This window comes from Borrelia parkeri, assembly GCF_023035815.1.
GTDB classification, from domain to species: domain Bacteria; phylum Spirochaetota; class Spirochaetia; order Borreliales; family Borreliaceae; genus Borrelia; species Borrelia parkeri.
Genome location: NZ_CP073159.1, coordinates 39,287 through 52,911, shown reverse-complemented (window position 1 = coordinate 52,911; position 13,625 = coordinate 39,287). Strand labels below are relative to the sequence as shown.

General features: G+C 27.9%; 15 protein-coding genes, 1 tRNA gene and 1 other RNA gene. 11 read left to right on the top strand and 6 right to left on the bottom strand.

Going from position 1 to position 13,625, the window contains the following annotated elements; all coding sequences use genetic code 11:
- Positions 1–71: 71 nt before the first annotated feature.
- The 4 genes from gap to secG are packed head-to-tail and all read left to right on the top strand — an operon-like array spanning position 72 to position 3,425.
- The gene (gap, locus tag bpSLO_RS00280; protein ID WP_025375110.1) at positions 72–1,079 is read left to right on the top strand and encodes a type I glyceraldehyde-3-phosphate dehydrogenase; all 1,008 of its coding nucleotides are present in this window, start codon (positions 72–74) and stop codon (positions 1,077–1,079) included.
- Between the two features lie 28 nt (positions 1,080–1,107).
- The gene (locus bpSLO_RS00275; RefSeq protein WP_025375109.1) at positions 1,108–2,286 is read left to right on the top strand and encodes a phosphoglycerate kinase; all 1,179 of its coding nucleotides are present in this window, start codon (positions 1,108–1,110) and stop codon (positions 2,284–2,286) included.
- A gap of 1 nt (position 2,287) precedes the next feature.
- Entirely contained in the window at positions 2,288–3,052 is a 765-nt protein-coding gene (gene tpiA / locus bpSLO_RS00270; RefSeq protein WP_025407530.1) for a triose-phosphate isomerase, read from the top strand.
- A gap of 10 nt (positions 3,053–3,062) precedes the next feature.
- Positions 3,063–3,425, top strand: a complete 363-nt coding sequence (gene secG, locus bpSLO_RS00265; protein WP_025407531.1) for a preprotein translocase subunit SecG — start codon at positions 3,063–3,065, stop codon at positions 3,423–3,425.
- A gap of 63 nt (positions 3,426–3,488) precedes the next feature.
- Here secG and ung read toward each other — a convergent pair whose 3' ends face one another.
- On the bottom strand, positions 3,489–4,160 hold the full coding sequence (gene ung / locus bpSLO_RS00260) for a uracil-DNA glycosylase (RefSeq protein ID WP_025375106.1): 672 nt from the start codon (positions 4,158–4,160) through the stop codon (positions 3,489–3,491).
- A 79-nt stretch (positions 4,161–4,239) separates the two neighbouring features.
- On the opposite strand from ung, the gene bpSLO_RS00255 reads away from it, so the two are divergent.
- Positions 4,240–4,896, top strand: coding sequence for a TrmH family RNA methyltransferase (locus tag bpSLO_RS00255; RefSeq protein ID WP_025375105.1), 657 nt, complete (start codon positions 4,240–4,242; stop codon positions 4,894–4,896).
- Here the strand turns inward: bpSLO_RS00255 and bpSLO_RS00250 are convergent.
- Entirely contained in the window at positions 4,883–5,458 is a 576-nt protein-coding gene (locus bpSLO_RS00250) for a VUT family protein (RefSeq protein WP_246989709.1), read from the bottom strand. The two genes, bpSLO_RS00255 and bpSLO_RS00250, sit on opposite strands and share 14 nt — an antisense overlap.
- Positions 5,459–5,617: 159 nt before the next feature.
- Positions 5,618–6,304, bottom strand: coding sequence for a queuosine precursor transporter (locus bpSLO_RS00245; RefSeq protein ID WP_025375103.1), 687 nt, complete (start codon positions 6,302–6,304; stop codon positions 5,618–5,620).
- 155 nt (positions 6,305–6,459) lie between these two features.
- Here bpSLO_RS00245 and ssrA point away from each other — a divergent pair.
- Positions 6,460–6,825: a transfer-messenger RNA gene (gene ssrA, locus bpSLO_RS00240) on the top strand.
- 45 nt (positions 6,826–6,870) lie between these two features.
- On the opposite strand, the gene bpSLO_RS00235 is transcribed toward ssrA, so the two are convergent.
- Positions 6,871–6,943 (bottom strand) — tRNA-Gly (locus tag bpSLO_RS00235).
- A 155-nt stretch (positions 6,944–7,098) separates the two neighbouring features.
- Between bpSLO_RS00235 and bpSLO_RS00230 the strand changes: the two genes are divergently transcribed.
- Positions 7,099–7,461 (top strand): DUF3276 family protein, encoded by a 363-nt coding sequence (locus tag bpSLO_RS00230; protein ID WP_025375102.1) that lies wholly within the window; start codon positions 7,099–7,101, stop codon positions 7,459–7,461.
- Positions 7,462–7,469: 8 nt separating this feature from the next.
- On the opposite strand, the gene bpSLO_RS00225 is transcribed toward bpSLO_RS00230, so the two are convergent.
- Complete coding sequence (locus tag bpSLO_RS00225; protein ID WP_025407532.1) at positions 7,470–8,015, bottom strand: ribonuclease HII; 546 nt, start codon at positions 8,013–8,015, stop codon at positions 7,470–7,472.
- A 57-nt stretch (positions 8,016–8,072) separates the two neighbouring features.
- On the opposite strand from bpSLO_RS00225, the gene bpSLO_RS00220 reads away from it, so the two are divergent.
- Genes bpSLO_RS00220 through phoU form a run of 4 tightly spaced genes read left to right on the top strand, consistent with a single transcriptional unit; the run spans position 8,073 to position 12,645 of the window.
- Positions 8,073–10,526 carry an AAA family ATPase gene (locus bpSLO_RS00220; protein ID WP_025407533.1) on the top strand — a complete coding sequence of 818 codons (2,454 nt, stop codon included), beginning with the start codon at positions 8,073–8,075 and terminating at the stop codon, positions 10,524–10,526.
- 27 nt (positions 10,527–10,553) lie between these two features.
- On the top strand, positions 10,554–10,940 hold the full coding sequence (locus tag bpSLO_RS00215; RefSeq protein ID WP_025375099.1) for a hypothetical protein: 387 nt from the start codon (positions 10,554–10,556) through the stop codon (positions 10,938–10,940).
- On the top strand, positions 10,937–11,962 hold the full coding sequence (locus bpSLO_RS00210) for a hypothetical protein (RefSeq protein WP_025375098.1): 1,026 nt from the start codon (positions 10,937–10,939) through the stop codon (positions 11,960–11,962). Before bpSLO_RS00215 ends, bpSLO_RS00210 begins: the two co-directional genes overlap by 4 nt.
- A gap of 11 nt (positions 11,963–11,973) precedes the next feature.
- Positions 11,974–12,645 carry a phosphate signaling complex protein PhoU gene (gene phoU / locus bpSLO_RS00205; protein ID WP_011772005.1) on the top strand — a complete coding sequence of 224 codons (672 nt, stop codon included), beginning with the start codon at positions 11,974–11,976 and terminating at the stop codon, positions 12,643–12,645.
- Between the two features lie 46 nt (positions 12,646–12,691).
- On the opposite strand, the gene bpSLO_RS00200 is transcribed toward phoU, so the two are convergent.
- On the bottom strand, positions 12,692–13,537 hold the full coding sequence (locus tag bpSLO_RS00200; RefSeq protein WP_038452302.1) for a CheR family methyltransferase: 846 nt from the start codon (positions 13,535–13,537) through the stop codon (positions 12,692–12,694).
- Positions 13,538–13,625 lie beyond the last annotated feature (88 nt).

Sequence of the window (13,625 nt, the reverse complement as noted above, 5' to 3'; positions counted from 1 at the left end):
TGACACTTGTGGTTAATTAATTTATGATTTAATAATTCTAATAGATAATACAAAATAGATGGAGGAGTTGTATGAAGCTAGCTATTAATGGCTTTGGGCGTATAGGTAGAAATGTTTTTAAAATTGCTTTTGAGAGAGGAATTGAAGTTATTGCAATAAATGACTTAACAGATCCTAAAACACTTGCTCATCTTTTAAAATATGATTCAACTTTTGGAATATATAATAAAAAAGTAGAAGCAAGAGATGGAGCAATTATAGTAGATGGAAAAGAAATAAAAATTATTGCTGAACGCGATCCAAAAAACCTTCCTTGGGGCAACCTTGGAGTTGATGTTGTAATTGAATCAACAGGTGTGTTTTCATCAGCAACAAGTGATAGAGGTGGGTATCTTGATCATGTTGAGCATGCCGGTGCTAAAAAAGTAATTTTGACAGTACCTGCTAAGGATGAGATTAAGACAATTGTACTTGGTGTAAATGATCATGAGATTACTTCTGATTTGAAAGCTGTTTCTAATGCTTCATGCACAACAAACTGTCTTGCACCTCTTGCAAAAGTTTTGCATGAGACTTTTGGGATTGAACAAGGTCTTATGACTACTGTTCATGCTTATACAAATGATCAAAAAATCCTTGATTTGCCACATGCTGATCTTAGACGAGCACGAGCTGCGGCTCTTTCAATTATTCCTACTTCAACAGGTGCTGCTAAGGCTGTTGGACTTGTTTTACCTGAACTTAAGGGTAAACTTAATGGTACTTCTATGAGAGTTCCTGTTCCAACAGGTTCTATTGTCGACTTTACAGTGCAACTTAAGAAAAAAGATGTTACAAAAGAAGAGATCAATTCTGTGCTTAAGAAAGCATCAGAGTCTAGAGAACTTAGTGGTATTTTAGGATATACAGAAGATCCAATAGTATCTTCAGATATTAAGGGAAATTCTCATTCTTCAATAGTTGATGGTCTTGAAACAATGGTGTTATTAAATGGTTTTGTAAAAGTACTCTCATGGTATGACAATGAATTTGGGTATTCTACGAGAGTAGTTGACCTTGCACAAAAGTTAGTGAAATAAGAAAAAAATGGTCTTGAGGTAGTTATAAATGTCAATAAAAACGATAAAGGATTGTGACTTTTCAGGCAAGCGTGCTTTAGTAAGATGTGATTTTAATGTTCCCTTGAAAGAAGGGAACATTACTGATGATACCAGAATTAGGGCTGCATTACCTACAATAGAGTATCTTAAGTCTCAAGGAGCCAGTGTTGTTCTTATGAGTCATTTGGGTAGGCCAAAGGGAGAGAAAAATCTTAAATATTCTCTTATGCCTGTTGCTAAAAGGTTATCAGAATTATTGGGACAAGATGTTAAGATGCTACCTGATTGCATCGGTGATGAAGTAGCAAACACTGTTTCTTGTATGAAAAATGGAGATATTGTTTTACTTGAGAATTTAAGATTTTATAAGGAAGAAGAAGAAAATTGTGATGCTTTTGTAAAGAAATTATCTCAAAATGGTGATATTTTTGTAAATGATGCTTTTGGAACTGCTCATAGAGCACATGCTTCTACAGCCGGACTTGCAGCTTATTTACCAGCCGTTGGTGGATTTTTAATGGAAAAAGAAGATGAATTTTTGGGCAAAATTTTAAGAAATCCTGAAAGTCCATTTGTTGCAATAATTGGCGGTTCAAAAGTTTCTTCAAAAATTGCAGTATTGGAATCTCTTTTGCCAAAATCAAATGTAATGGTAATTGGTGGTGGAATGGCATATACCTTTTTAAAGGTAGAAGGGTATTCTATTGGAAAGTCTCTTTTAGAGAATGAATATATTGATGTGGCTTCATCTTTTTTAAAAAAGGCAAAAGAATTAGATGTAAAAGTTATTTTACCACTTGATCATGTTGTTGCAAGTGAATTTAGGGAAGATTCTATTCCCGAGTATGTTGATTCTGTTGATATCCCTAATGATAAGATTGGTATGGATATTGGAGAGAAAACTTTGAGAAAAATTGAAGAAGTTCTTGTTAGTGCAAAGACTGTGATTTGGAATGGGCCTCTTGGGGTCTTTGAATTTAATTCTTTTTCTAAAGGTACAGCAAAGGTTGCAGAATATGTTGCAAGTTGTTCTGGAATCACGGTTGTTGGTGGAGGAGATTCAGTGGCTGCTGTGAATAAATTTAATTTATCTGAAAAGATAACCCATGTTTCAACAGGGGGTGGAGCTTCTCTTGAATATCTTGAGGGAAAAATTTTACCAGGTATAAAAGTGTTGGAGAAGTAAAATGAGAAAGATATTTTTAGCGGGAAACTGGAAAATGCACTATACAAGTATGGAAGCCGCAGGTGTTGCTAAACAAATTGTAGACGGAGTTAAAAATATTAAGGATAATGTTGTGGTTATGATAACACCCACATTTACATCTCTTTGTAAAGTTTGTGAAGTTACAAGAGGAAGTAATGTTCTTCTTGGTGCGCAAAATATGTCTTATGAGGATAGTGGAGCAAGAACAAGTGAAATTTCGCCTTCTATGCTTTTGGAATTTGGGGTCGATTACGTAATACTTGGGCACTCTGAATGTAGAACTTATCTTGGAGATACTGATGAAGTAGTAAATAAAAAAGTTCTTGCAGGACTTAAACATCCATTTAAATATTTGATTCTTTGTATTGGGGAAACTCTTGAGGAGAGAGAGAATAATAAAACTTTGGATGTTGTTTTAAATCAGATTAGAAAAGGATTAATTTCTGTGTCTGAATCTGATCTTAAACGAATAATTTTAGCTTATGAGCCTGTATGGGCAATTGGAACTGGAAAAACAGCAACAAAAGAAGAGGCCCAAGAAATTCACAGAGCAATTAGGCGTGAGATTGAATCATTGTATTCAGCTTCAGCGGCAAGTAACATTATTATTCAGTATGGTGGTTCTGTTAACATTGATAATGTGGAAGACCTTATGGGTGAGAGTGACATTGATGGAGCATTGATTGGTGGTGCATCTTTAAAGGCCGATTCATTTTTGAATATAGTTAATAAGGTGGCCAAATAAGGGGTTTATTTTGGAGTTATTTAGATTTTTAATTTTTGTCTTTTTTATTATTACTTCATTTATGATTATTTTGTTAGTCTTATTTCAAGATGAACAAGGTGATAGTATTGGAGGCGTATTTGGAGGTGGTAGTTCTTCTATTTTTGGAGCAAAATCTTCAAATATTGCGATAAGAATTACAGCATTCTTTATTACGCTTTTCTTTATTTTTGTGATAGCATTGTCTTTTATTAATACCAAAAGAGTTGATAACAGTTTGTTAAAGGACGTTAAGACAAATGAAAAAAGTTCAACATTTTGGAATGATGATACAAATCAAAATGAAGAAAATGAAGATGCTGTTAATGAAGATACTTTAAAGAAAGAAGAATAATAAAATCTAAGTTAGAATGACTTGTCTGATAGGCTATTGAAATTAAATATTAGGCAAGTTAGTCTATTGAAAGTCTATTGAATTTTTATTGTGTTCTTTTAGATATTTTAAAGTTTGACTAAAATGATTTGAGCCTAAAAAACCATTATGTGCAGAATAAGGGGATGGGTGGCTTGTTTCAAGAATTAAATGTTTGGATGCATCTATTAATTCTTTTTTTCCTCTTGCAAAATTACCCCATAACATAAACACAACATTATTTAGATTTTTTGAAATAATTTTTATTACTTCGTTTGTAAAAATTTCCCATCCAATATCCTTGTGAGATGATGGACGTCCTTCTTCTACTGTTAATATTGAATTTAGTAAAAATACGCCTTGTATTGCCCATCGTGTTAGATCTCCATTTGGAATAGTTTTAATTTTTAAACTTCTCTCTATTTCTTTAAAAATATTTTGTAGTGATGGGGGTATTTTGATATCTGAATTAACAGAAAAGGCTAAACCATTAGCTTGTCCTTTTCCATGATATGGATCTTGTCCAAGTATTACTATTTTTATATCTTTGAATGGCAAAGAATCAAATGCATTAAATATTAATTTTGGTGGTGGAAATATTTTGTCCTTTTTAGTTTTATATTCGTTTTTTATGAAATTCACAAGCCTTTTAAAATAGCTTTTGCAAAATTCGCCTTTTAACGTTTCTTTCCAAGATTCTTCTATCTTTACTTCCATTCTTATATTATATAAAAAATAAATTGTTTTTTAATATTTGAATTGGATTTTATTATTTTTTTATATAAAATTGTATTTTGTGAGTAATGATATCTTGAAGAGAATAGAAATTTTGTCTGAATTTATCACGCAAAGAAGGCGAGAGAAAATAGATGAAGTTTTAAGTAATCGCACAAATTATTTGACACTTGTACTTGAAGATATTTTTCAGCCTCAAAATGCAAGTGCAACGATGCGTACGATTGAAATTTTGGGACTTAGTAATATTCATATTATTGAGACCAATAATAAATATACTTTAAATCCAGGTGTTGTTCTTGGAGCTTCAAAATGGATAGATATAATTAAATATAAATGTGTTAAATCTGCATTTGATAATCTGAAGGGTAATGGATATAAAATAGTAGCTACATCGTTAGATAATGAGGCTATATTTCTCGAGGATTTTCCAATTGATTATAAAATGGCAATATTTTTTGGAACAGAATTAACAGGTCTTAGTAATACAGTCTTAGAAAATGCTGATTTGCATTTAAAAATCCCAATGTATGGGTTTACTCAAAGTTATAATCTTTCTGTAGCCGTTTCAATAGTCTTTTATTCATTGATTAGTCGTTTAAGAAAAAGTTCTATTAAATATTTGTTGAATGAAGATGAAAAATTGGTTTTAAAACTTGATTATTATAGAAAAATTGTAAAAAAGTATCAAACTATTGAGAAACTTAAGCTTTTCTAACTTTCAAAGCATTTAAAAAATAATAGATAAAAGTATCAATGATCATGATTGTGATAGTAAAAATCCATGAGCTTTCTACCATGTTGATATTATTGCCAGGATATAATTGTGCTATCATATGCATTGAGATGTTAGCTAATATATAAGCTATACATGCGGAACATAATCTTGACAAATTATGATTTATCAATTTATTGATAATGTTGTTCTTTTGTAATGTAGAATATATTTTTATGTTAACATAATTACATAAATATATAATATATGTTCCAGTGAAAATTATTGCAGTATAGGAAGCGTTGTTAAACAATACTTTTAAATGTATATTAGAAGTGTCAAATTCATTTTGTTGAAAATATAATGTAAAATGAATCATTATTACAAAGGTTATATGTATAAACATGTTTAATGTTGTTGACTCTATTGCTAATTTATCATTGTATTTTTCTGTAATTAGGTTTAATGAGCAAAGAATTGAGAGAAATATTATTCCTACTAGGCTTATTTGCTGTTCGAATATAAATACTTTTTTCAATATAATGAGATTTGAAAGTATTGTCATAATGATGTTAAAACAAACAAGACCCGATTTTCCAAATAGATAGTATAACAATGTTAATTGTAGGTATACAAATACTAGTAAGGTCGTCCATAAAATCATGTCCATCACATCATTAATTATAACATAGATTGATAGGCAATAGTTAAAGGGATATTTCTGTTATATTGAATTTTTTTTGTTTTGATATACACATTTTGCAATGTAAATGAAAGGAGTTCCTAGTATGCCCGCAAATCCTTTAATGAAATATGTGGAAATTACTATATCTAAATAAGCTTCTTTTGGGAATATATTAAAATATGTTGCAATACTTACAAAGATTATTGTATCTATTAGTTCGCTTACTAAAGTTGAGCCGTTGCTTCTTATAAATAAGAATTTTGGGAATTTATCTTTAATAAATTGGTATAGGTATATGTCATTTAGTTGAGATATGATGTATGCGATAATTGATGCAACTAATAGAATTGGAATTGAAGAAAAAATGCTTTCTAGGCTTTTTAAATATATATCGGAACTACTTGTTGAAAAATAAAGTTGAATATTTGTGATGAATGCAAAAGCTATGAAGCTTATAAATCCAATATAAACTGCTTTTTTTGAGATTTTTCGACCATAAAATTCTGATAAAATATCTGTTGCAACATATGATGAAGCATAAATAATATTACCAAGTGTGGCATTAAATCCAAATATTGTGATTTGCTTTAAAACTTGAATATTTGCGATAATTACAGATGATGTTACCCATGCGAACAATCCCTTTTTTCCAAAAAGTTTGTATATAATAATTAAAATTGAATAAGTACAGATTAACATAATGAACCATAAAATTTCGTTATTCAAAAGGACTCCTTGCATCATTTATTATTTTATTTTTTATTACATATATTGTTGAATATATTAGGACCATTATAAGCTTTTAGATGTTGTTTTGCAAATTGGATTGTTTTGCCTTTTTAGGTGCATTTATGTTATACTTTCTCTTTAAAGTATGAACAGGGGATGTTTTGGATTTGACTAAAAACTTTAGTAGCATAAATTGCAAGCAGAGGGAATCTCTTAAAACTTCTTTAATAAATGCAAAAAATAATAACTTTACAAGTTCAAATCTTGTAATGGCTGCTTAAATTAGCAGAGAGTTCTGTTGGATTTTGCTTTGAGATTCAGCTTATACTCTTTCAAGACATCAAAGCTTGCTTAAGAATATTTCAAGTTGATTTTTAGGGACTTTTAAACTTGAGAGTAATTTGGTGGTTTGCTAGTTTATCCAAACCTTATTACTTTTTTTAAAAACACTAGCTAAGCTTGTAGATATTTATGATATTATTTTTAGGACGCGGGTTCAATTCCCGCCATCTCCAATATTGTTATACATTAGAATACACATTTATTTAAAGTATTATTTGAAAAGCGTCCTATCGGAATCGAACCGACATCATTAGCTTGGAAGGCTAAGGTAATTAACCATTATACGAAGGACGCATAAAGAACAGAGTTGATTTTATAAAAAAAATGTACTTTATGTCAATTGATTTTATTATTAATTTTGGCTAGTATTTTTTTTATTTAGTAAGTACAATTATGTTAACTTTTGTGTGGGTTGATATAATATAAAGACTTTTTGTGTGGAGGACTTAATGGGCGAGAGAGGGGAAGTATATTCTGATAAGTTATTTACAAATTCTGATAGAACTTATTTTTTTAATGTCAAAGAAAATAGGAAGGGCGATTATTTTTTGAATATTGTAGAGAGTAAGAGAAATGTTAATGGAGATTTTGAGAGACATTCGGTTTTTGTTTATGAAGAAAATATTGAAGAATTTGAGTCAAATTTATTAAGAGCTATTTCTGTTGTTAAGAAAAAAATTTCTAAGAATTCGGTTACAAGAGGGGAATATCATAATGATTTTGATCGACACAGAGAAAGGAGTAAAAACGGTAATTTTAGTTTTGACAGGAATTATCGTTTTTCAGATAAATCTAGAGATGAGAATAATTAAAATTTTATTTAAATGAGTTGGAAGCTTCTTCTGTGAAGCCTTGAAATTCCATATTTTTTTATTGCGTTTTTATGTTCCTTTGTTGGATATCCTTTGTTTTTTTTAAGTGCATATAAAGGATAAATTTTATCGTATTCATCCATCAATTTATCTCTTTGTACTTTTGCAATGATTGATGCTGCTTTTATCTCATTAATCATAGAATCTCCTTTAATTATTGCTTGGATTTTTTTAGCTTTTATTTTTGGAATAAATTTTCCGTCTACAAGTACCAAATCACAGTCTATATTTAATTTTTCATATGCAATTTGCATTGCAAGGAGCGAAGCATGATGAATATTGATTTTATCAATAATATCATTAGGTACTTCTGCAAATGCATAATATGAATTTTCGAGTATTAATGATGATAGATATTCTCTTTTTGTTTTGTTAAGTTTTTTTGAATCATCTAGTGCATTTAAAAATTTGGGATTTCCTTTAAAAATAACAACTGCACTTAAAACAGGTCCGAAAATACAACCTCTTCCCACTTCATCAATTCCACAAATCATCACTATTGATTATAATATGAAATTGTTCTTAGTAAATTAATTTAATTGGGAGTGGCTTTGTTTTTAGAAAAAATAGGACTTTTCGGTTTTAAATCTTTTGTTAAAATGCAGGAGTTAAAATTAAATAGTAGTTTTAATTTTATTGTTGGGCCTAATGGTTGTGGAAAAAGTAATTTGTTAGATGCAATTCGTTTTTGTATAGGGGAAGATAATTTAAGTGTTTTAAGAGTTAAATATATAACAGATTTAATTTCTGCTACTAAGTCTGGAGAATCTAATTTTGCTGAAGTAACTCTTTTTTTTAATAATGAAGATTTATCTGTGAGTGATTTTAGGGATAGATTTTACATTAGAAGAAGACTTTATAAAGATGGTACAAGTGAATATTTTTTGAATAATGATACTTTAAATCTTAAAAGTTATGAAAGTCTTATCAATAAGTTAAGGCTAAAGAATTCACCTTATATGTTTATTAATCAAGGTAAAATTGAAAAAATTTCTTCAAGTGGAAATATTAATTTAAAATCTTTAATAGAAGAGGCGAGTGGAATAGATATACTGAGAGTTGAAGAAGAACAGGCATATAAGAGATTGGAAAAGTCAAAAGAAAATTTGAATTCTCTTTTGACTTTAAGAGATGAATTGAATGAAAAATATGAAAAGATCAAAAATGATTTTTTTCTTAAGGGTAAGTATCAAAAATTAAAGACGGATTTAGAGATATTGGAGAAGAATTTAAGATTAAAAAAATTATTTAATATTAATTTTGAGTTAAATGAACTTAAGAGCAGATTGGATATTAAGGATATAGATAAGATTTTATCTTTAAATAGCTTTTCTATTGAAAGTGTTAAGGAAAAGTTAGAATTTTATTCTTTTAGAGAAAAAAATGTTATTAAGAATATTGAGGTAATTAAGAAAGAAATTGAAACTTTAAAATCAAAATTGCTTGAAATAGAGATCAAGATTCAAAAATTAGAACATGACAGAAAAGGAAAATTGAACTTGGCAAATATTTTTATGAGCAATAAAGTGCAAATTGAATCGGTAAAGGTTGGCATAAATGAAGAATTAATGGATTTAAATAATTCACTTCAATCTAAGAAGAAAGATTTTTTTGCTGTTACTGATGAAATAAATAGGTATACTAGAAGTTTTTTTGAACTTGTTGATTTAGTTTTATCAATTTCTAAAGAGAGTAACATAGAAGAATTTGAACTGTTAAAGAAAAATATTTTGAATTCTTTAAAATTTTTTGAGGATACTTTAAGTATAAAATATATTAAAGAAATTAGGGAAAATTTACTTAAGTATATAGTTAAAGAAGATAAGCTTTTAAATTTATTAAAGGAAAAAATTGAACCTATCTTTGAGCAGAATGTTGATTTAAGGAAATTTCTGCTTGCAAAAAATAATTCTAAGACTAGTCTTGCAAAGGAAATCACTACTATTGAGGGGCTGGTGTCGAATAAAACGGCCAAATTAAACGAGATATTAGGAGAAATTGAATATACAGAGCTTTCTAGGCTTAAGAATGAGGATGAGATTAAATTGATAGATAGTAATTTAAGATTTTTATTTGAAACTAGGGATGAACTTAGAGAAAGACTTAATAATTTGAACTTAAAATTAGATGAACTAAGTTTGGAGAGAAGTGATATTAATGTTAATTTGGATAAATTTTTAAGTGAAGCTAAGGGTAGTGAATTAGTTTCTAGTAATGAGGTTAATTCTTTAAATTTGTTAGATGCTTTTAAAAATTCATCTTATTATGAATATATGAAAAAACAGGCAGAATATGACATTTTATTTAATTCTAGTTTAGATATTGCAGATGAGATAAAAGATTTTAATCTTGTTAATAATAATTTAGAAAAATTTGAATTTACAGAAGATATGGCCAAAATAGATGTTTTACAAAAAGAAATTAATATGATTGAACATAATAATTATATTTTTTTTAATGTTGAGAGAGAATATAATGAGATAAAAGAAAAGGTTGAGAGAATAAGTTCACAAATAGATGATTTAAATTCAACTAAGGAATCTTTAAATAAGCTGAGAAAAAAAATAAAAAGGGAAATTGATAAAAGATTTAATGATGCTTTTAGTGAGATTAATAATCATTTTATTTATTTTTTTAATCGAATGTTTAAGGGCAATGGAAGTCTTTTTTATGATAAGGATTCAGGTGAGATCGAAATCAAAATAGACTTTAAGGATAAATTAGCAAAGGGAAATAAAATGCTTTCTGGGGGTGAACATTCTTTAATTAGCATAGCATTTTTATTTGCTTTGTATTATTATTCTCCTGCTTCATTTTGTGTTCTTGATGAAATAGATGCTTCTCTTGATTTTGAAAATAGTAATAAACTATCAGTCCTTTTAAAGGAACTTGGTCAGAGAGTTCAATTGTTTGTAATAACTCATAATATGTATATTGCTCAAAGAAGTAAAAATTTAATCGGTATTACTAGTGATAATGGAGAAAGTGTAATATTTAATATATAATTTATTAAGTATATTAGGGAATTTATTATGAGAGAGAAAAAATTTCGTTTTCAACAATATTTTTTAATTTTAATATTTTTATCGATTATTGTTTCTTTTCTTACTTATTTTTATTCATATAGAATGATTGAAAAGACTCGCAGTAATACAGAAGAACATTTAAATCAAAAATTAAAATTACTTAATATAGAAGATTTTTATTTTGATTTAAATTCTAGTCTAAATATGGATGATTTTTTCTTTCCCAAACCTAATCTTCCTGATGGCAAGTTAGGAGATAGTGTAATGCATCATCAGTCAATTAGTGAAGAGCTTCTTAAGAGTCTTTGGGTAAAGTCAGATAATTTGTTTAATATTGATTTAGAGAAAGAAAATGAATCATTAGTTGATAAAATTTTGGAAAATTATAAGTGAGTAAAGAATGTTTTATTTATTGTAATTTTTTATTTTTTATTATTAATATTATACCTTCTTTAGCTTTTGAAAATCGGTATACTACTTATGAGCTTGATTTTAGTAGCGAAAAGCAAGAATTTTTGGTAAATACTAATTCAAAATTTAATTTTTTTTTTAAAGATTCTACTTGGATTTATATTAAAAATGTAAAGAATAATGCCTTCATCAGGCTTTTAGCAGAATCCTATCAAAATGGAGCTATGTTTACTTTTCAAACTTCAAAGAATGTTGGAATTATTATATTGACTTTTAAATATCAAAATGTGAAGGATGCTAGGGAGTTTTCTAAAAATGTGATTTTGAAAATTGCTAAAGGGAAAGAATCTTCCAAGTTGAATGAAATGAATCCCGAAGATAATTTAAGTTTAGATAAGGTTATTAAAACTGATAAGAGTAATAATAATTTAAGCTTAAGAGACATTATGAAGAGAGCTTTAAATTTATCTTACATTAATGACTATAAAGGAGCAATTGCATTACTTAATAAATATGATTTTGATGATAATGAATATACTTTATTAAAAGCCGAGCTTTATTATAAGAGCGGAGATTATCTGAATTCTTACTTAAATTACTTGAATTTAAGAGATGTATACTTTAATAAGATTTTTTTAAATCTGATTGATCTTGGAATTAAATTAAGTAAGGTGGAAAATGTATTAAAAGATGTTAGATTTTTAGTAGAAAATAATATTGATTTTAGTGAGAATACTTATCTTGATATTCTTGAATTTTTGTTAATGAATGGCGAATATGAATTTTTTTTGAATTTAAGTTTGCTATACTATCCAAAGTATTTAAATTCAAGGTTCCCAGATAGATATAACTATTTGTTAGGCAAACTATATGAGACTGAGAGCAAGTATAAAGATTTTATAAAGTCTCTTAGTTATTATAAGAGAGTTATTGATAGCTATCCTTTTAGCAGTTATTATGAGCTTTCTAAATTGAGATTTTTATTTTTAAAACGGTTTTTTTAGGAGAATTTGGTATGATTAGACGTAGACTTACTAAACAACTGGAAGTTATTAAAGATTATCTTTGGGATATGAAGGAGTGTGTTCTTAAAATCATAGAAAACTCGTTAATAGCTTTGGAATCTAGAGATAAAAATTTGGCTAAAAAGATTATCAATGAGGATGAGAAAATGATAGATGATTATCAATATGATATTGAGGATTTATGTGGGCGAATAATTGCTACTGAACATCCTGTCGCTACTGAACTTAGAGAGATTTTGGCAATTATTAAAATAATCAGTTCTCTTGAGCGTATTGCGGATCATTCTACTAAAATTGTAAAGGTTGTACTTCTTTTAGAATCTAATGTAGGTGATTTTTCTTCGGTTGACATTTATCAAAAGCCTTTAAGGGAGATGGCAGACACAGCAAAAGATATGCTTGCAAATATTTTTGATGCGTATTTTGATGGAGATTTTGTTAAAATACTTAAAATAGTAAAGTATGATAATATTATAGATAAATTATTTTCAAAGCAAAAAACAATTGTAATTGATGCGATGAAAAATAATCCAGAGAATTTAGATTATCTTTTAAATATATTATTTTTAAATAGTTTTTTAGAAAGAGTAGGGGATCATGTTGCAACGATAGGTGAGTTACTTTATTTTGTTAAAGTGGGAGAAAAAGTAAATCTGACTTAAAGAAATATGATGTAAGTTATGAAAAAACAATTTTCACTTGTTTTATTCAGTTGATTTTTTTATATGTTGCTGGCATGATGTATTCTAAATTTTTACTGTCTCTAATTGCTTCTGAATGACCAATGAGTAAATAAGAGTCATCTTTTAAATGTTGAGTGAATTTTTCAGCAAGTTTATTTCTAGTTTTTTCATCAAAATAAATCATTACATTTCTGCAAAAGATTAAATCAAATTTTTTCTTGAATGGGAAAATTTCATTCATTAGATTCAATTTTTTAAATAGAATCATTTTTTTTAGTATGTCTTTGACTTCGAATTTGTCATTTGTAAGCTTATTTAAATATTTGATTTTTAGATGATTGGGGAGAGCCTTTACCCGATCTTCAGAATAAATTCCCATTTTAGCTTCATTAAGAACAGTAATGGAAATATCTGTTGCTAATATTTTTGCTTTGCAGTGAATTTTGTTGTTGTTTATGTATTCATTTAATATCATTGCAATTGTGTATGGTTCTTCTCCACTTGAGCATCCAGCTGACCATATTCTAATTTCTTCTTCTCTTGATTGAGCCATTTGCGTAAGCATTTTGGGTAACAATTTCTTCTCAAGAAATTCAAAATGGTTAGGTTCTCTAAAAAAATAAGTGTGATTTGTTGATATTTTATCCACTAGTTCTATTAAAGATATTTGATTGTTTTGTTTTTCTAAGTAATTGATGTATTCTGTAAAATTGCTCAAATTTTTTGCTCTGATTGTTGATGATAATCGACTTTCAATTAACAATTTTTTTTTATCGTTAAGATTAATACCGAAGTTATTATAAATTATTTTGGTAAGCCTATTAAACTCTTCTTGATTTATTTTGATATTAAATTCATTATTCATACACATTGTCTTCTATCATATTTTTCATTATTAAGTTGTAGGGATCTTTTAAATTCCCAAAAACATTTTATGTACATTTATGATACCAAAAATG